Annotated in this window: 17 protein-coding genes and 1 pseudogene; 16 read left to right on the plus strand and 2 right to left on the minus strand. The window is 39.4% G+C overall.

Annotated elements, in window-relative coordinates:
• Positions 1–169: pseudogene (locus BLP46_RS08145) on the minus strand (transposase); the annotation flags it as partial.
• Positions 170–660: 491 nt separating this feature from the next.
• On the opposite strand from BLP46_RS08145, the gene BLP46_RS08155 reads away from it, so the two are divergent.
• The 11 genes from BLP46_RS08155 to BLP46_RS08205 all read left to right on the plus strand — a co-directional run bounded on the left by BLP46_RS08155 (position 661) and on the right by BLP46_RS08205 (position 13078).
• A complete protein-coding gene (locus tag BLP46_RS08155) occupies positions 661–1986 on the plus strand; it encodes an aminotransferase class III-fold pyridoxal phosphate-dependent enzyme (protein ID WP_092978037.1) in 1326 nt (441 codons plus the stop codon).
• Between the two features lie 12 nt (positions 1987–1998).
• Entirely contained in the window at positions 1999–3150 is a 1152-nt protein-coding gene (locus BLP46_RS08160) for an iron-containing alcohol dehydrogenase (RefSeq protein WP_092978039.1), read from the plus strand.
• A gap of 147 nt (positions 3151–3297) precedes the next feature.
• Positions 3298–4101 carry an ABC transporter ATP-binding protein gene (locus tag BLP46_RS08165; RefSeq protein WP_092978041.1) on the plus strand — a complete coding sequence of 268 codons (804 nt, stop codon included), beginning with the start codon at positions 3298–3300 and terminating at the stop codon, positions 4099–4101.
• On the plus strand, positions 4098–4940 hold the full coding sequence (locus tag BLP46_RS08170) for an ABC transporter permease (RefSeq protein ID WP_318259540.1): 843 nt from the start codon (positions 4098–4100) through the stop codon (positions 4938–4940). The genes BLP46_RS08165 and BLP46_RS08170 overlap by 4 nt, the downstream gene beginning before the upstream one ends.
• Positions 4941–5777: an ABC transporter permease gene (locus tag BLP46_RS08175; protein WP_318259541.1), complete on the plus strand. Its 837-nt coding sequence runs from the start codon at positions 4941–4943 to the stop codon at positions 5775–5777.
• A gap of 62 nt (positions 5778–5839) precedes the next feature.
• Positions 5840–6973, plus strand: coding sequence for an ABC transporter substrate-binding protein (locus BLP46_RS08180; RefSeq protein ID WP_092978043.1), 1134 nt, complete (start codon positions 5840–5842; stop codon positions 6971–6973).
• Between the two features lie 70 nt (positions 6974–7043).
• Positions 7044–8411, plus strand: coding sequence for a dihydropyrimidinase (gene hydA, locus BLP46_RS08185; RefSeq protein ID WP_092978045.1), 1368 nt, complete (start codon positions 7044–7046; stop codon positions 8409–8411).
• A 20-nt stretch (positions 8412–8431) separates the two neighbouring features.
• A complete protein-coding gene (gene preA / locus BLP46_RS08190) occupies positions 8432–9934 on the plus strand; it encodes an NAD-dependent dihydropyrimidine dehydrogenase subunit PreA (RefSeq protein WP_092978100.1) in 1503 nt (500 codons plus the stop codon).
• A gap of 58 nt (positions 9935–9992) precedes the next feature.
• Positions 9993–11252 carry a Zn-dependent hydrolase gene (locus tag BLP46_RS08195; RefSeq protein ID WP_092978047.1) on the plus strand — a complete coding sequence of 420 codons (1260 nt, stop codon included), beginning with the start codon at positions 9993–9995 and terminating at the stop codon, positions 11250–11252.
• Positions 11253–11272: 20 nt separating this feature from the next.
• Positions 11273–11899, plus strand: a complete 627-nt coding sequence (locus BLP46_RS08200; RefSeq protein ID WP_092978049.1) for a cytidylate kinase-like family protein — start codon at positions 11273–11275, stop codon at positions 11897–11899.
• 30 nt (positions 11900–11929) lie between these two features.
• The gene (locus tag BLP46_RS08205) at positions 11930–13078 is read left to right on the plus strand and encodes a PucR family transcriptional regulator (RefSeq protein WP_092978050.1); all 1149 of its coding nucleotides are present in this window, start codon (positions 11930–11932) and stop codon (positions 13076–13078) included.
• A 134-nt stretch (positions 13079–13212) separates the two neighbouring features.
• Here BLP46_RS08205 and BLP46_RS08210 read toward each other — a convergent pair whose 3' ends face one another.
• The gene (locus BLP46_RS08210) at positions 13213–13872 is read right to left on the minus strand and encodes a Crp/Fnr family transcriptional regulator (RefSeq protein ID WP_092978052.1); all 660 of its coding nucleotides are present in this window, start codon (positions 13870–13872) and stop codon (positions 13213–13215) included.
• Between the two features lie 95 nt (positions 13873–13967).
• Here BLP46_RS08210 and BLP46_RS08215 point away from each other — a divergent pair, with 95 nt between their 5' ends.
• The 5 genes from BLP46_RS08215 (at position 13968) to BLP46_RS08235 (ending at position 19624) form a co-directional block, all read left to right on the plus strand.
• Positions 13968–14681, plus strand: a complete 714-nt coding sequence (locus BLP46_RS08215; protein WP_092978054.1) for an ATP-binding protein — start codon at positions 13968–13970, stop codon at positions 14679–14681.
• A gap of 153 nt (positions 14682–14834) precedes the next feature.
• Positions 14835–15071 (plus strand): DUF1858 domain-containing protein, encoded by a 237-nt coding sequence (locus BLP46_RS08220; RefSeq protein WP_092978056.1) that lies wholly within the window; start codon positions 14835–14837, stop codon positions 15069–15071.
• Between the two features lie 4 nt (positions 15072–15075).
• Complete coding sequence (locus BLP46_RS08225) at positions 15076–15726, plus strand: cupin domain-containing protein (RefSeq protein WP_092978058.1); 651 nt, start codon at positions 15076–15078, stop codon at positions 15724–15726.
• A gap of 169 nt (positions 15727–15895) precedes the next feature.
• Positions 15896–16633, plus strand: a complete 738-nt coding sequence (gene ymfI, locus BLP46_RS08230) for an elongation factor P 5-aminopentanone reductase (protein WP_092978060.1) — start codon at positions 15896–15898, stop codon at positions 16631–16633.
• A gap of 111 nt (positions 16634–16744) precedes the next feature.
• The gene (locus tag BLP46_RS08235; RefSeq protein ID WP_092978062.1) at positions 16745–19624 is read left to right on the plus strand and encodes a YfhO family protein; all 2880 of its coding nucleotides are present in this window, start codon (positions 16745–16747) and stop codon (positions 19622–19624) included.
• Positions 19625–19714 lie beyond the last annotated feature (90 nt).

The raw sequence follows: 19714 nt of genomic DNA on the forward strand, positions 1-19714 counted from the left end.
AAATACGATTACGAAAACGGTTGAAATTTCTGAAACCGTAAGCGTTGCGTTTAAGGACTTTGATTTTGTTGTTGCAACCTTCAGTAAAGCCGTTTGTGTTAGTGGAAGAAAATGAATTAAGAATGGCTCTATAATAAAAGTTGGGGTAAGAACAAAAAGAGCCTACAAAAATAAAAGTAAAAAAGTAGAGCATATTTGTAAAAAAACCTTTAAAATGAAAGTGGAAACAAACCATTTTAAGGAGAATCAAATATGCTCTACAAACATTTTACAGAAAAAATACTCGGATTGCAAGACATTTTAATTGAAGACATAAAAAACACAGATAATACCATTCACGTTTATTGTAAATTAGAAAGGAAACTGCATAAATGCCCCTGTTGCGGTAATTTCACCGATTTAGTTTTAAGCATAATTGGTGCGTTGGAGAAATTTTACATTTTTAGGCTTTAATATCAGAAATAAATAAGATAAAAGCACTATTACTCGTAATTATTTGTGCGACAGCACAAATAATCTTGTGCTGAAAAGAGTTGCATATTGGATTTTTGATGATATAATATAGGCATAAACAAAAGAGTTACAGAGCAACGGGGCTTCAAGGATGAGGCTCCGTTTTCGTTTAATCTTTTGTATTACTTCTGTAAAGGGGAAATAACTATGACACCTGAGAAAATTATTGAAAATCATAAAAAGTACGTTCTTCAGTCTTGGAGTAAGCAGAAAAATTTAAACCCGATACCAGTAGCAAAAGCAGAAGGTATTTATTTTTACGATTATGATGGCAATAGATACAGCGATATGTCATCACAGCTTGTAAACCTTAATCTTGGTTATGGAAATAAAGCTATTGGAGATGCAATAAAAGAACAGGTTGTTAAGTTTTGTTTTGTTGGTCCTTCTTATGCTACCGAAGCTAAATCAACACTTGCAGAAATGATTATTGATTTGCTACCTGAAAGTTTTGGCAAAGTATTTTTTACTAATGCAGGTGCAGATGCAAACGAAAATGCTGTGAAAATTGCGAGAATGTATACAGGCAGAAATAAAATATTCAGCCGTTACAGAAGTTATCACGGTTCGTCTTTCGGTGCCGGCAATCTTACAGGTGAACCGAGAAGATATCCTCTTGAACCCGGTATCCCCGGTTTTGTAAAATTCTTTGACCCTTATGTTTACAGGGAAGCAATTGAGTTTGAATCCGAGGAGGCGGCTACAAAGTTTTATCTTACAAAGCTACGTGAACAGATTATTTATGAAGGTCCGAGCAGTGTTGCTGCAATAGTTATGGAAACAATTACAGGCTCAAACGGAGTAATCATTCCGCCGAAAGGTTATTTGCCGGGTGTCCGTAAGATTTGTGATGAATTTGGAATATTAATGATTTGTGATGAAGTAATGGCCGGCTGGTGCAGAACAGGTAAAATGTTTGCCTTCCAGAATTTTGACGTAGTTCCTGATATAGTAACCTTTGCTAAAGGCGTTACTTGCGGTTATGTACCTTTGGGCGGAGTTGCTGTTTCAAAGAGGGTTGCAGAATACTTTGATGACCATCTTCTTTCCTGCGGCCTTACATACAGTGGTCACCCACTTGCCTGTGCAGCAGGTGTTGCCTGCGTAAATTATTACACGGAGGCTAAAATCCTTGATAATGTTTCAAAGTCAGGTAAGGTTCTCGGTGAAATTCTTGAAGAGATGAAGTCAAAGCATCCTTGTGTAGGTGATGTACGATATATTGGTTTGTTCTCGTCAATTGAACTTGTCAAAGACAAAAAGACAAAAGAACCGCTTGTTCCGTACGGAAAGGATGAAAAGGGTATTATGAGCAATCTTGTAGGAATGCTCAGAAAGAAAAAGTTTATGACCTATTCACATGAGAATATGCTTTTTGTAAATCCTCCGTTAATTATTACAGAGGAACAGATAAGGGAAGAAATGGTTAAGATGGATGAAGTTCTTACATATGTGGATAACGAATTAATTTAAGGAGATTGTACAATGTCACATTTTGTTGTACCAAATCATATAATTGTCGGAAACGGAGTTTTGAATGAGGCTGCACCGATATTGAAGAAGATGGGCAATAAAGCTTTTATTGTAACGGGCAAACACGTTGCGGTTTCGGATATGATGAAAAAGCTTATCTCATTGTTGGATGAAAATGATATTAGGTATGTTGTGTTTGATGGGATAATCGGAGAACCCGACGACGTTATGATTGAAAACGGTGTTGACCTGTTAAAAAACTCAGACTGTGATTTTATTATCGGAATAGGAGGGGGAAGTCCCCTCGATTCCGCAAAGGCAATTGCAGCGATGGCAGTTAATGGCGGAAGTATCTCGGATTATAACGGAAAAGAAATTTCAGGAGAAATTTTGCCGCTTGCAGCAATTCCGACAACAGCCGGAACAGGTAGTGAAGCAACGAAGTTCACTGTAATTACGGATTCGCAAAAGGGTATAAAAATGCTTTTAAAAGGCGATGTTCTTGTACCCAAGCTTGCAATTGTGGACAGCAAGTTTACGGTAAGTTCTCCCAAATCAGTAACGGCGGCAACAGGACTTGACGCTTTGACACATGCTGTTGAAGCATATACATCGAAAAAAGCATTTTCAATGACGGATACGCTTGCTGTATCGGCAGTAAAACGAATTATGAAATACTTGCCTTTGGCTTTCAACGATTCCGAAAATATCAATGCAAGGGAGCAGATGAGTATTGCGGCTCTTGAAGCAGGTATTTGTATCAATAATTCAAGCGTTACAATAGTTCACGGTATGAGCAGACCAATCGGAGCTTTGTTTCATGTTCCGCACGGAATGTCCAATGCTATGTTACTGAAAGAATGTCTCAGCTTTGCAGTATCCGGTGCATATGAAAAGTTTGCAAATCTTGGCAGAGAAACAGGCGTTGCATTGGATTCAGACAGCGATAAGTCGGTAGCAGAGAAATTTATTGATTCTTTAAAGACGGTTTGTGATGTGTGTCAGATTCCAACTTTAGAGGGATACGGAATAGATAAAGATGAATATTATTCCAAAATTCCTAAAATGGCAAAAGATGCAGTTGCCAGCGGAAGTCCGGGCAACACCGTAAGGAATGTCACGGAAAAAGACTGCATTGAAATTTACAAAAAATTATATGCTTAATCGGCATTAATAACTAAATATCAAAGCACAGCAAAGGCGCGTGAAAAGCTAATTTGCTGTGCTTTTTCTTTTTAATCACGGTTAAGGCGAAAACTTAAAAAAAGTTTTGACGTCTGTACGGAGATTGTCAACAGGGAGGCACAGAGTATGAGTTTGAACGACAATGCAATCATAAAAAATGATGTTGAAATTGCAATAAATAATGTATCGGTGGTTTTTAAGGATAATCAGGGCAATGATGTAAAAGCACTTGATAATATTGATTTTGACATTCACAAGGGAGAATTCATTTCACTTCTTGGCCCGTCGGGCTGCGGCAAGACAACCCTTTTGAGAACAATTGCAGATTTGCTTGAGCCAACGTCCGGTAACGTCAGAGTAAGTAATATGACACCCAAGGAAATAAGGCTTATGCAGAAATTCGGAATAGTGTTTCAAAATCCTGTACTTTTTGAGTGGCGAACCGTTAAGAAGAACATTGAGCTTCCTCTTGAGATTATGGGATACTCAAAGAAAGACCGCTCTGACCGAGCAGATGAAATGCTTGAGATGGTCGGACTTACAAAGTTTGCGGACCACTATCCTCAACAGTTGTCGGGAGGAATGCAGCAAAGGGTCGGAATTGCACGAGCTTTCGGAATCAGACCCGAGATTTTGCTGATGGACGAACCGTTCTCCGCACTTGATGAATTTACAAAGGAAAAGCTACATCTTGACCTTTTAAAAATTTGGGAGAAAACAAACAAAACGATTGTTTTTGTAACTCATAATATTCAGGAAGCGGTTTTTCTTTCAACAAGAATATGTGTTCTTTCGCCTCATCCGGGTAGATTATCTGCCGTTGTTGACGCAGATTTGCCGTATCCGAGAACGATTGATATGAGAGACACCGCTCATTTCGGAGAACTGGTTTCAAAGGTAAGAAACAGCTTTGAAGGTGGCAGCTTATGATGAAAACACTAACAAAAATAAAAAACTCCAAGGCTCTTGTAACTTTGGTATGGGTGCTTGGAATTTTGGTAATATGGGAAATATTTGCTTTTGTTGTGCAGGCAACAAAGAGAACTCCCGAAAATATTATGCCCCATATATGGCAGATTGCATATTCATTTATTGATCCAAAGCCCGTTTCAAGCGGAATGACTTGTTTTCAGGTAGTAATTTACAATGCAGGTCAAACGCTTTCAAGGGCAGGACAGGGATTTTTTATAGGAATGATTATTGGATTTGCACTTGCAATTTTGATGAAGCTTTCAAGAATAGTTGAAAAAATAGCGGCTCCGTATTTGATGCTGATTCAGCTGATTCCTATTTTGGGTATGGCTCCTATTATTCTTGCAATGACACACGACATAGGTTCAAGCAGAATCATTATAGCGGCTATTCTTACGTTTTACCCGGTGGCAACAAATACTCTTGCCGGACTTAATTCGGTTGAAAAGCAAAAATACGAACTTATGTATTCATACGCTGCAAAGCAATCGACAGTATATTTTAAGATGCTGATTCCGTCATGTATTCCTTATTTTTTCACAGGACTGAAAATTGCCGCTCCAATGGCAATTACAGCGTCAATCCTTGTTGATACCCTTCAGGGTGACGGTGGTCTCGGATGTATGCTTTCACAGTCTCTGAAGCACGCTATGTCAATATATGTATTTTGGGATATAGTCGTTTTCAGCGCAGTAATAGGCGTTCTAAGTTGCTCGCTTATGGGCTGGATTGAAAATCTTGTATCACCGTTAAAGAGAATTGAGCGCAAAACGAGGAAGAAAAAGGGGGCGGCTTAATTGATTAGAAAAAGAAAAAGTATATGGCGAAGGTTTAAGGAAAATAAAGCCGTTCAGACAGTAAGTTCCGTACTTCTTCCGGTTTTGTTTGGCGTACTGATTTTGGCTTTATGGCAGGGGCAGGTTCTTCATAAATTGTTTAACACCGACACAAATACCCTTCCTCTTCCGTCAAGAATTTGTCGAATAATAATTGATAACATTCCGACATTCGCAGTTAATGCGCTTTATACGGTGATTGTTGCCGTTGTTGGTTTGCTTGTAGGTTCAATAATCGGTTACCTTATTGCGGTGTTTGCGGCAACGTTCCAAAAGTGGGGCAAGGGAGGTATCACAATAGTCGGAGCATTTAATGCTATTCCGATAGTAGCTCTTGCACCTGTTATGACTAACTGGACTAAGGATATCAGCAATGACCCTAATATAAGAAGTATGTTTGCAAAAACATTGGTTGTAATGATAGTTTGCATTGCAAGTATGAGTATTAACGCATTCAGAGGTCTTACAGAGCTTAAACCGTTTGCACTTGACCTTATGAAATCATACGCAGCCAAAAAAAGCACTGTTTTCTTTAAGCTTAGGCTTCCGAACTCAATTCCGTATGTATTTACTGCGCTGAGAGTTAGTGTTCCGATAAGTATAATAAGCGCAGTAGTTTCAGAGTATTTTGCCGAGTACATCACAGGTGTGGGCAGAGAGATAAGGGAAAACATTGTACTTGGTCAATATCCGACAGCATGGGCTTATATAGTGGTTGCGTGCATTATCGGTCTTGTAATGTACGGCGTGCTTATGTTAGTTGAGTCAATAGTATTAAAAAATCGCAGAATCAAATAAATCTTATTGTTTGTTTACCGTTTATTTCGGTTTACATAGACTTTAAAATTGGAGGAATCAAAATGAAAAAGACAAACGAATTTAAAAAGTTGCTTGCATTATTATTTGCGGGAACAATTGCAGTTACCTCATTCGCTGGCTGCGGTGAGTCCGCTTCATCATCATCCGATTCATCGGATTCGTCAACTGACGGCGAATTGATGTCAAATGAAGAGATTATCAAAAAAGCTGCCGCAGACGGAAAAGTAGGTAACTGGGGACTTGGCAACGAGTATGAAATTCTTGCACTTCTTCAGAAGTATGATCTCCCAACAAAATATCTTTCAGAAGATTTCACAATGGACGGATTTGACCAGGATAATATCACTTTGGCTTCTGCTATGACATATAACGAGCTGGGTCTTGTTAAGAACGATTATGACGGCGGCTATAAGTATGGCGATACAGTAGGTACCATTGATATGAACGATGAAGGCGTTGCAATGCTTGAAGATAATATTTTCTGTACCAAGGAGTTTGCAAAGCAGAATCCAAATACAGTAAAAGCATTCCTTTATGCCTCAATGAAAGGTTGGAAATACGCTGTTGAAAATCCGGAAGAAGCAGCACAGATTGTATTTGACGCAGGTTCTTCTGTATCATCGGATCACCAGTTGTATATGGCAAAGGAAGTTGCAAAACTTGTAACAACCGATACAAAGGGAAACACTGTTGATAATTACGGCAATATGGACGAAGAAGCAATGCAGCAAACCCTTGACCTTTGCAAAAAGTACGTACAGCTTGACGATTCGTCTGCAAGTTCAAAGCTTGAAGGCTTTACGCTTGATGATATTCGTGATACTCAGTACATTGACGAGGCTAATAAGTCAACAGACGGAAAGTTCGGCAATCTTGAGAAAACAGATGTTACAATCCAGTTAAAGTGGCTCCCACAGGCACAGTTTATGGGATATTACGTTGCACAGGCTAAAGGATATTATGAAGAAGTAGGTCTCAAGGTTACAATTACTCCGGGTGGCGGCGATATTTCAGAAACAACAGCAGTAAGCAACGGTACAGTAGACTTTGGCGTAACATGGGTTGCTAACTTAACATCCGCAAACGCAGGCGGTATGGAACTTTTGGAAATAGCTCAGGTTTATCAGAGGTCCGGTCTTGAGCTTGTCTATAAAAAAGACCTCTTTACAAAATAAGAATTTGGGCGACTGTACGGCGGTGTCTTCACCGCCGTGACAGCAAAAATAAGAAAGGAAAGGTAACAGTATGGATTTATTGATTAAAAACGGAACAATAGTAACCGCAAAGGGCAGCTATATGGCAGATGTAGCTGTAAAAGACGAAAAAATTGCAGAAATCGGTAAAAATATTGATGTTTCTGCTGACAAAGTGGTTGATGCAAACGGCAAGCTTGTTCTGCCGGGTGCTATTGATGTTCACACACACCTGGCAATGCCTTTTGGCGGAACTGTTTCAGCCGACAGTTATCTTTCAGGTACACGTGCAGCAGCTTGCGGCGGTGTAACAACGGTTTTTGATTATCCCGTTCAGCACAGCGGAGAGACAATTATGGGACTTATCAATTCAAAAAAGGCTGTGCTTGAAAAGGAGGCTTGTGTTGATTATGCTTTTCATTGTTGCATTACCGATTTAAACGGCGGAGAAATTCTTGATGAAATGGCAACTGCCGTAAACGAGGGAATCACAAGTTTTAAATGTTTCTTTGTTTATAAGAAAGAAAAAATGATGGTTGATGACGCAACATTCGTAAGATTGCTGTTAAGAGCAAAAGAGCTTGGCGCAAAAATTAACCTGCATGCCGAGAATCCTGACCTTATTGATATGAGAACAGAGCAGTTCCTTAAAGAGGGAAAGACAAGTGCTTGGTATCATTATCTGAGCAGACCCGAATTTGTTGAAGCAGAAGCAGATAAACGAGCAGTCCATTGGGCAAAACACCTTGAAGCTCCGCTCTATATTGTACATATGGCTGATAAAGAGGGTCTTGAGGAATGTATCAAGGCAAAAACCGAAGGTCACGAAATATATATCGAAACTTGTCCGCAGTATTTGGAGTTTACCTGTGACGTTTATAAACGAGAGGACGGCAGAAACTTTGTTTGCTCTCCTCCGATGAAAGGAAAAGAAAGCCAAGACGCTTTGTGGACGGCGATAAAAGCCGGTCTTATCGACACTGTGGCAACCGACCATTGTCCGTTCCAAAGTTATGAAAAGGATTGGGGCAAGGATGACTTTACCAAGATTCCGAACGGATGTGCCGGAATTGAGAACCTTTATCCGTATATGCTTGACGCAGCAAACAGCGGTAAAATCACATTTGAAAGAGCGGTTGAGCTTTGTTCGACAAATCCTGCAAAGATTTTCGGTTGTGACGATAAGGGTGCAATCGAGGTTGGCAAGGATGCCGATATCGTAATCTATGATAAGGATAAGGACTTCACTGTCAGTGTAAACAATATGCACTCTGATTGTGACCATACTATATGGGAGGGCAAAAAGTTGCACGGCTATCCCGTTCAGACTTATCTTCGCGGCAATCTTGTTTATGATAACGGAAAATTCACGGGAACACCCGGAAACGGAAAATATGTAAAGAGAAGTACCTCAAAATAGTTTTGAAAGCAGTTGATGTTATGGGATACAGAGAAGTTGTTCTAAAAACCGAAAGCAGCAGATGTCTGCTTTGTGAAAACGCTCCTTGTGCACAGGCCTGTACATACGGTGTAAAAATTGACCAAATCATTCGTTCAGTTAATTTTGACAATGAGCAGGGAGCAAGATATATGCTTGCGGATAATCCTTGTGTGGATTGCATAGACGGTGGTTGTATGCAGGCGTGCAGTCGGGCAAAGTTTGATTTGCCTGTTCGTATTGACAAAATCACTGAACTTCTTTCGCAACAGAATCCCGTTTCGGTGCCTGACATTGACCTCACTACATATTTGTGCGGCGTAAAGTGTGAAAATCCCTTTTTCCTTTCGTCATCTGTTGTCGGCAGCAACTATGATATGGTTGCAAAGGCGTTTGATTGCGGTTGGGCAGGAGTAGCCTTTAAAACTATCGGTATGTTTACACCAAACGAAGTTTCACCGAGATTTTCCGAGCTTGATAAAGAAGATACGCAGTTTGTGGGATTCAAAAACATTGAACAAATATCAACTTACTCTCTCGAAGAAAATTTAGGCTTTTTCAGAGAACTTAAAAAGAATTACCCCACAAAAGTTATCATTGCATCCATTATGGGAAGTAATGAATACGAGTGGACAAAACTTGCTTCTCTTTGTGAAAAAGCCGGAGCGGATATTATCGAGTGCAACTTCAGTTGTCCTCAAATGGTGGGCGAGGGGCTTGGCAGTGATGTCGGCATAAACCCGGAGCTTGTGTATTTGTATACAAAGGCAGTTAAAAAGGGGACAAATTTACCTGTTCTTGCAAAGATGACGCCGAATATTACCTCTATGATTCCTCCCGCTGTTAAAGCGGTGGAAGCGGGGGCAGACGGACTGGCGGCAATCAACACGATAAAAAGTATAATGAACGTGAACTTGGAAAATTTTTCAAGCTCACCTGATGTTTGCGGAAAGTCGTCTGTCGGCGGATATTCCGGTAAGGCGGTAAAGCCGATTGCACTCAGATTTATCAATGAAATGAAAAGCAGCGATAAACTTAAAGATGTTCCGATAAGCGGAATGGGAGGAATTGAGACTTGGTATGACGCAGCGGAATTTATTTCACTGGGTTGTTCAACGGTTCAGGTGACCACGGCGGTTATGCAGTACGGCTATCGCATAGTAGAAGATATGATTGACGGACTCAAAAGATATATGTCATCGCATAATTTCAGCAGCATTAACGATTTTATCGGCGTTGCTGAGAAAAATATAATCCCTGCCGATGATCTTGACAGAAGCTATATTTGTTTTCCAAGGTTTGACCGTGAAAAATGTATTGGCTGTGAAAGGTGCTATGTGTCATGTTATGACGGAGGTCATCAGGCAATAAAGATGAACAGCGACAGAAAACCTGTTCTTGACGGTAAAAAATGCGTTGGATGTCATTTGTGTAAGGTGGTATGTCCCGTTAATGCAATCGACCCAGGGAAAAAGGTAAGCAAGTTGGCATTGACAGGTCATTAAATTGATACTGAAGATTATTTATATATTAAATTTTTTAAACTAAGGATGTGCAAAGTGTATGTATAAGTGCAGTAAAGAAAGAATGAAGGACAAAATTTCAACATTCAGTAAATTCGGTGACGCAGGTCACGGAGGAATTACAAGATATTCACTTTCACCTGAAGCATTACAGGCAAGAGCTGAATTTGTTAAGAGAATGAAAGCTATCGGTGCGGAAATTAAAACCGATGACGTTGCAAATGTTTATGCTACTCTCAAAGGTTCAGACCCGTCGCTTCCTGCAATTGTAATGGCTTCGCATTGCGATTCGGTTAAAAACGGAGGAAATTATGACGGTATTCTCGGTGTAATGGGTGCAATGGAGGTTCTTGAAACCGTGGCTACGGAGAATATTCCTCATAAGCACAATTTGGTTGCAATGATATGGACAAACGAAGAGGGTTCGCTATATCCGCCGGCAATGATGTGTTCAGGTATTGTATGTTACGATTATCTTCCTGTTGATATTGCCAAAAACTTTAAAAAGGAAAATATGCTTGCCTCAAAGTCAATTCTTGACTCAACCAAAACATTTGAAATGGCTCTGAATGCCTCGGGCTACAAAGGCGATGAATCAAACAGACTTAATCCCAAGGATTATAAGGCTATGTTTGAACTTCACATTGAACAAGGCCCGATTCTTGAAGCTGCAAATAATGATATAGGCGTTGTAACCTGTGTACTCGGTATGATAAACTACCGTATAAAAATTACGGGTCAGGCTGACCATGCGGGCACTACACCTATGAAGTATCGTCACGATGCTTTGTTTGCGGCAGCACAAGTCCTTACATATCTTCACAAAGAACTTGATAAGCTCGACCCTGAGCTTGTTTATACAACGGGTGAAATTCTTTGCCATCCTAATGTTCACACTGTAATTCCCGATTATATCGAATTTTCAATTGACGCTCGTCATGAAGACCCGAAGGTTATAGAACAGGTGGTTTCGGTTATTGAGAATATGCCGAAAGAAGTTGCAAAATGCAAGGTCGGATATGAGGTTGCATGGACAAGAGACACTGTTTATTATGATAAACAGCTTGTAGACTTTGTTCAGGAATCAGTTGATGAACTCGGTTATTCCAATCAGAAAATCAATTCCGGAGCCGGACACGACGCTCAGTTTGCTTCGTATATGTTGCCTACAACAATGATTTTTGTTCCTTCAAAAGACGGACATTCACATTGCGAACCGGAGTTTACATCAACAGAACTTTGCACCGAGGGTGCGTCCGTTTTGCTGAATGCGGTACTTAAATGTGATGCCGTTGACTGATAAATGACGGAGGTTTCACTATGGATAATTACATTATCACAATAGCTCGTAGTTTTGGAAGCGGCGGCAAGGAAATTGCCGCTCTGCTTTCAGAAAAGCTGGGTATTCCATGGTATGAAAGACAGATTTTAACAATGGCGTCGCAGGCAAGCGGAATTGATGAGAGTGAGTTTGTCGAGGTTGACGAAAGAATTCACGGCAGTTATCTTATTAAGTCGCTTACAAAGCTGCCTACCGCCAATGTCCTCAGACCGGAGTCAAGAGCTTTTGTCTCGGATTTGAATCTTTATAATATTCAAGCCGAGATTATCAAGGAACTGTCGCATACACAGTCTTGTATAATAGTCGGAAAGTGCGCAGATAATATTTTGAGAGACAGACCGAATGTACTAAGTGTTTTCGTTAATGCGTACTATGACGACTGTATTGCAAAAATACGTTCCAGAATTTATGTTTCAGAGGAACGCGCAAGGGATATGAAAAAGCGAACCGACAAATATCGCACTGCATATTACAAGTATTATACCAGAGGTGAAAATTGGAAAGAACCGCTGAATTACGATATGTTTCTTAACACATCAAGAAATTCAATACAAAACTGTGCCGATATCATAGAAAGAGCGGTACAGCTTAAGTTTGGCAAATAATACAGTAAGACAGCCGGGAGGTCAGTATATATGGCAGTAACTCTTGGTTTATTGTGTGGAAAAGCAGGATATCTTTATGGAATGCGTGTAATCGCAGGAAAAGAGGGAATGTCAAATATAGTTCAATGGGTTCATACTGTGGAGGATATAGAAGTAAGCGATTTCCTTCATGGCGGTGAGCTTATTTTTACAACGGGTATAGCAAATAAAGGGCAGGATTGGATGCTGCCGTTTGTAAAAAATCTTATAGAAAAACATGTAAGCGGGCTTGTCCTTAACATCGGTCCCTACATCAAGGCTATTCCGGCAAAAGTAATAAGCTATTGCAACGAAAATAGCTTTCCGTTAATGGATATTCCTTGGAAGACAAGAATTGTTGATATTTCACGGGATTTTTGCAATCAGATAATATTAAATGAACGCAAAGAAGAAACCATCGGCGATACACTCAAAAATTTTATTTTTTTCCCCGGCGATTATGCAAAATACATTCCGATTCTGGAGTGTAATGATTTTGATATTGAAGCAGACTATTCAATTATTGGCATAAAAGCCGATATGGCTGAAAATATTTCAACGCGTAAAGTTGAGTCGGCTTTTGAGAGAATCGTTTATTCTTATCAGAAGCATTGGGGAGGATTTAAAGTTGATAACCTGCTGTTTTATGTGTTGAGTGATTTTACGGACAAAGAAATTGAAGAACTTGTAAACAGGGTGCAGAGTGAAGAAGCAAAGTATATAAGTATAAACAAATTATACATTGCGGTCAGCAAAACTAAGAATAAGCTGAAGTTTTTATCAAACAGCTATCAGATAGTGCTGAGAATGTTAAAACTTGCACAGCGCAGAGGCATTACGCCTATGTTTTATGATAAGCTGGAAATCAAAAAGTTGATTCTTGCTGTTAATGATGTTTCATTGCTGGAAAGCATATATGATGAAAATCTCAGGAAACTTGAAGTTTATGACAGAGATAACGGAACGGATTATATGAACTTTTTGCGTATGTATTTAAAATACGACGGAAGTGTTCAGAAAGTGGCGCAAGAAACTTTTGTGCATCGAAATACGATAAATTATCAGCTTGCAAAGATAAAGAAAATTCTCGGTAACAATCTTAAAACGTTTGACGAACGCTTTAAAATAATTTTGGCGTTTGAAATTCGTGATATTCTTTAATGTCCGTTTACACATCCTGAATTATTGCAATGTAAAATATTTCAAAATAGAGCAAAAAGCAAGAGTGACTGACAATAGTTCGGTTGCTCTTGCTTTTGTAATGTATCAAATAATTTATGAAATTTCGGTGAGATTTAAAACGTATTTAGTATGAAGTGGTTCTTTCTGAATTTTATTATGCCTTCTTTTTGCAATTTTCCCAGTTCGTGCGATAATGCGCTTCGGTCAACATTAAGATAGTCTGCAAGCTGTTGGCGGTCAAACGGAATATTAAACTCTTTGCTGTTCTTCTTTATGGAAACGGTGTTCAGATACGAGAGTATTCTTTCTCTGATTGTTCTCGGCGAGATGTGAAAGCTCCGCCCGGACAGGACTATGTTTTTGTTTGCCGACACATAGAGCATATTGCGGATAAATTTGATTGCCCATTTTTCATAAAGTTCATTTGTGTTTTTGAGCTTTGAGGTATCAAAAAATAATACCTTACAGTTTTCGTTTGCACATACGTCCACAAGCATTGGCTCATTTTCAAGTATGGCATAAGTTTCTGCAAAAAAATTCAGCTTGCCTACGTGGCTCATGATAGTTTTGTTGCCCCAGATGTCGTTGCTCTCAATTGTTACGCTGCCGCTTAGCACCAATCCGAAAAGGCTTGTAATGTCGCCGGCTGATAAAATCAGCTCTCCCTTTTTGTATTCTTTTTCGTTTGCGTTAAGCGACTTGATACACTGTTCTATATCGTTTTCGTCCATTCCTTTAAAGGCAATTGATTTTTTTAATTCTTTAATGTTCATATATTCTCCGAAAAATTAAATTTTGTTGTAATTACAACGTACTTTATTAAAAAATAGTATTATAATGAGCTCACAAAGTCAAGGAGGTATTGCAAATGATTAGAAAAATCATTAAAATAGATGAAGAAAAATGTAACGGCTGTGGTGCTTGCGCTACTGCCTGTCATGAGGGTGCCATTGATATGGTAAACGGCAAGGCTAAACTTATGCGTGAAAATTTTTGTGATGGATTTGGCGATTGCCTGCCGAGCTGCCCGACAGGTGCGATTACATTTGAGGAACGTGAGGCGCCCGAATATGACGAAGAAGCCGTAAAAGCTGCTCAGAAGCTAAAAAAGGCTAATGCGCAGGGTCATCACGGCGGTTGTCCGGGTTCAAGGTTTATGCATTTTGAAAAAACTTTGGCGTCTGAAGAGGACGGCGTTTTAACAGTGGGAAAACCTGTTTCAAGGCTTAACCAGTGGCCTGTTCAGATAAAATTGCTTCCTGCTAACGCTCCGTTTTATAACGGTGCAAAGCTGCTGATTGCGGCGGACTGTACAGCATATGCTTATGCTAATTTACACGAAGAGTTTATGAAAGGCAAAATTACGCTTATCGGTTGCCCAAAGCTTGACATGGTTGATTATACAGAAAAACTTACCGAAATTATATCTTCAAATGATATAAAAAGCGTTACGGTTGTTCGTATGGAGGTGCCGTGCTGCGGAGGTTTGCAGGCGGCTGCGGAACAGGCTCTTAGAAACAGCGGAAAATTTATTCCGTGGCAAGTTGTAACAATTTCAAGGGACGGCAGAATTTTAGATTAATTATCGGAACAGCTTTCTGATAAAAACTATGAATTATATTTGGTTTAAACTTTTTTGTTATGCTTCGTTGAGTGACAATGCTGCCGTGTGTATTTGCCAAAATAAAAATTTGTGTAGACGACAAATTAATGGGAAAATAAAAGGAAAGGCAGTATGAAAAATATGAACATTAACGGAAAGACTAAAGTAACCGATATAATGGCGCAGTATCCTTGGTTGCTTGATGAGTTGATAAAAGTGAATAGTAAATTCAAAATGGCAAATACTCCTATTGGCAGGATGATGCTTAAAAATGCTACTGTTGCAGATGTAAGCAAAAAATCAGGCGTTGACCAGGATACAATTTTAAGAGAACTAAAAAAATTTATCGAAGCACACGAAGCGAAGTGATTTTATGAATGAAATAACCGGACAGGTTTTTAGCGTTGCAAAAGAAAACCGACCTGTTGCAGGGTGCACAATATCTAAAGAAGTATTTTCAAACGGCGAAGATTATATTCTGTATTTCTCACTTGCTAAAGACACAGATATCAGCGCAGAAATCTATGATTATCAAAAACTGATAATTGTGGCTGACGGAAATATGGAGGTCTATACAAATAAAGATGTATGGAAACTTAATTCATCGGATTGCATTCTTACACCTGCAAGTATTCCCGTGGGAATGCGAACAAATACAAAAGCGGTTTATACCGAAGTCAGCATAAGGAGGAGCAATATTAATAATGCTGTTAATCCGGGAGAGGTCTTTAAGCTTGCCGACCTTCTCCCTTATCAGGACGGAAAAATTGTGAATATGGATATTGCACATAATGACAAGATGAAGTTTGTTGTTATGAGCTTTGACGAGGGCACGGGACTTGCCGAGCACGCAGCCCCGGGAGACGCATTGATTTTTGCACTTGAAGGTCAGGGAATAATCGGCTATGAGGGCAGCGAGCATAAAATCAAGGCGGGCGAGAATTTTAGGTTTGCCAAAAACGGCAAGCATTATGTTAAGGCGGACGGCAGATTTAAGATGGCGTTGCTTATAACCTTAGAATAAAAACCAATTTTAAGATGAGTTCGGAGACTTTCCGAGCTCATTTTTTTTTGTATTTATTAAAATATTTCATAAATTATAGAAATTTATACGGATTATTTATCCTTTATTTTATCTTAATGATATGTTATAATTAATACATTATTTTTGTATTAGGCAGGAAAACTAAAGAATGAAAACCGTGTTAATTACAGGGGCTTCGGGCGGAATAGGTTCGGCAATTGCGGTTGCCTTTGCCCAAAACGGCTATGATGTTGCCCTGAATTATAACAAAAATGAGGCTAAAGCTAAAAAGCTTGCAGGTATATTGAGGGAAACTTATGGGGTTAATGCCGCCGCTGTCGGCGCAGATGTATCCGACAGAACTGCGGTAAACAGTATGTTTGACGAAATTGACAGATTGTTTGGAAATCTTGATGTGCTTATAAACAATGCCGGAATAGCTCAGCAAAAGCTGTTCACCGACATTTCAAGCGATGAATGGTGTTCTATGCTTAACACTAATCTTGGCGGTGTATTTAACTGTACGCAAGAGGCTTTGAAACGGTATATGCTCAAGAACCATAGCGGAGTTATTTTGAATATAAGCTCAATGTGGGGACAGGTTGGAGCTTCGTGCGAAGTGCATTACAGTACCGCCAAAGCCGGTGTTATCGGACTCACAAAGGCGCTTGCCAAAGAGGTCGGACTTTCGGGTATTCGGGTCAATTGCATTTGCCCCGGCGTTATTATGACTGATATGATGAAAGAATTTGATGAAAATGCTGTTGCCGAGTTAAAAAAGGAAACGCCTCTTAATTTGCTTGGCGCGCCTGAAGATATTGCCGATTCAGCTGTATTTTTGTGCAGCGAAAAGGCAAAGTTTATAACAGGGCAAATACTTGGGGTGAACGGCGGTTTTGTTATATAACCTAAGATTTGCAATATTTGCAATTAAAAGCAAGTTCTGCTTTTTGCAAACAATGGCAGGGCGATGATTCGATTTAATGCAAATTTGACAGTTTAAGCGAAAGTGGGAAGTATGAGTAAAATATTATCAAACGTTGACGGATTATTTACATCAATATACAACAGCCTTTATAAGTTTGATTCAAAGGGCGGCAAACGAAAAAGATTAAATTATTATCTTGTATATACTGTTTTGTTTGTTGTTGCTATACTTGCTGTTTATTCGGTTTTTTATCTTAACGGAAAGTCATTTATTTGGGTTGAAAGCACAAAGGACGGATTGGTTCAGCATTTCAATTCTTTGACATATCTGGGCAAAATGCTGAGAGAATACGCAAAAAACATACTTGCAGGTAACTTTGCATTTCCTATGTGGGATTCAAGTATAGGATACGGTGCGGATACAATAACAACTTTGCACTACTATGCTCTGGGTGACCCGCTTTGTTTGTTATCCGTATTTGTTCCGGCTTCAAAAACCGAAATTTTATATACAGCGTTAATCATTCTAAGACTGTATCTTGCAGGAATTGCATTTTCTGCTTACAGCCTAAAGATGAACCGCGGTCGTCTCGGTTCTGTTATCGGCTCATTGTGCTACGTTTTCTGCGGATATGCCGCATATGCTTCTATCCGTCATCCTTATTTTACAAACCCGATGATTTATTTGCCGCTGTTACTGATAGGCGTTGAGCATATTTTTGAAAAACGCCGTCCGTATCTGTTCATAATAATGGTGGCTTTGTCGGCAATAAGCAATTTTTATTTCTTCTATATGCTTTACGCTCTTGTTGCAATCTATGCCGTAATCAGATTCTTTGATTATTATAAAGAAAAGTACGTGAGAAATCTATTCTTGGTTTTCTTTAAATTTTTGGGATTCGCCCTCATCGGTGTTATGATTGCTGGCTTTATGCTTTTGCCAAATGTTCTTGCGCTTTCATCGTCTTACAGAGCTTCTGTTTCCAAATTATTCGAGCCGTTTTATTATCTTTCATATTACGAAGGATTTTTGCCGTCGTTTATATCAATTCAGCCCTCTGACAAGTGGACTATTATGGGATATGCGTCGCTTGTATTCTTGGCTGTTGTTCTGTTGTTTGCTGAGCGCAAAAAACACAGGTCGCTTAAAATCGGCTTTGTTGTTACAACGATTATTTTATTGATTCCGCTTCTTGGAAAAATCATGCACGGAATGTCATATGTGTCAAACAGATGGGTATGGGGTTACAGTATGCTGGTGTGCTTTATTGCCACAACCGTTGTTCCAAGCCTGTTGAACGTTACAAGAAAAACTCTTATGATAATTACCGGAGCGGTAGTGATTGTAGGAGCATATCTGTTTATATTTACAAAGACTTCAAGCAAAGGCGCAATCATTTCTTCGGTTGTATTATTTATAACAGCTCTGCTTATATATGCCATATACAGAATTAATATTTCGTATAAGGCAAAATCATATGTCAAGTTCGTTTCAAAATTGATTTTGGTGTTTGTCACAATGCTTAGCGTTTGTGTCAATGCAAAGTTCCTTTATTCGTCCAATACCCAGAACTATCTCGGTGTATTCAATGACAAGGGAATGGCTCTTGAAGACCTGGTTGACACCACCCACGCAAAGGCAGCTTCATATGTTGAGGACGACAGCGGATTTTACAGATTTGATGAAAACAGAATAAGCAACAAGGTAATGAGAAATTCGGCTGTGCTTAACGAGAATCACTCTGTTTCGTCTTTTTACAGCCTTACTAACGGCAATATTTTTCAGTATATGCTTGAAACAGCAAATAATATTTACTGTGATTCAATAATTGACGGACTTGATAACAGAACTATGCTTGAAACCCTTGCGGGCGTTAAGTATTTTGTTACAACAGAGAGCGGAAAAATCACAAAACCGTTTGGGTTTGATTCAAAGGCAAAAACGAGAAAAAGCGTTGAAAATTATAAGGTTTATCAAAACAGCAACGCTCTGGGTCTGGGGTATACCTACGACAAGTATATTTCGCGCAGTGATTATGAAAATATGACTGCGGTTGAACGTCAACAGGCTCTTATGCAGGGTGTTGTGCTTGATGACGATACCGATTTTGTAGAAAGTGCAGAGCCGACTTATAATCATCAGACTGTGCCTTATGCAATTGAAGAGGACGAAAATGTTGTTGTTGAAAACGGAAAATTCACGGTAAAAAAAGCAGGTTCTGAAATAACGCTCAAATTCAACGGCAAGACTAGCTGTGAAACGTACTTGTATTTTCATAATCTTGAATTTGAAAGTGTTGACCCTGTTAGCATTTATTCGGATGACGAATGGGAAGAATTGTCCGAATATGAGCAAAAACAGCGTGAAACAAGCAAAAAATATTGGACACACGAGGGAAGAGCCTCTTTGGATTGCAAGTGCGATGATGTGTCAAATTATGCATACGTTTGTAATCCGTATTTTCAGTGGTATGCCGGCAAGAAAGATTACATTATAAATTTTGTATACAGCAATGAGGCAAGAGATACTATTACAATTAAGTTTTCACAGCAGGGGTACTATACATTTGATGAGATGTCGGTTGTTTGCCAGCCTATGGACAAATATATAAGCCAGGCTTCAAAGCTCGGCGAGAATCAGCTTGAAAACATTGTTACCGATACAAATACAATCAGCGGCGACATTACAGTTGACAAGGACAAAATTTTGTGCCTTGCCGTTCCGTACAGCAGCGGTTGGACAGCATATGTTGACGGCAAAAAAGCCGAGGTAAAAAGAGCCAACACAATGTTTATGGGTTTGGAGCTTACAGAGGGAAGCCATAAAATCAGGTTTGAGTATCAAACCCCGGGGCTTAAGACAGGTGCTTTGGCAACATGCTCGGGACTTGGCGTGTTTGCCGTGCTGATTATTTTGCTTGAAATATATCACAGAAATAAGTCACGAAAAAGCAGAAAAATTAAGAATTAAATTAAATTTATTTCGTGTCATACGGAGCGCAAAAGCCGTGTGGCACGAAATTTGCACGAAATATGTACGAAAAAGGTATAAAATTGTAAA

The organism is Ruminococcus sp. YE282 (assembly GCA_900101355.1).
Classification (GTDB): Bacteria; Bacillota; Clostridia; order Oscillospirales; family Acutalibacteraceae; genus Ruminococcoides; species Ruminococcoides bromii_A.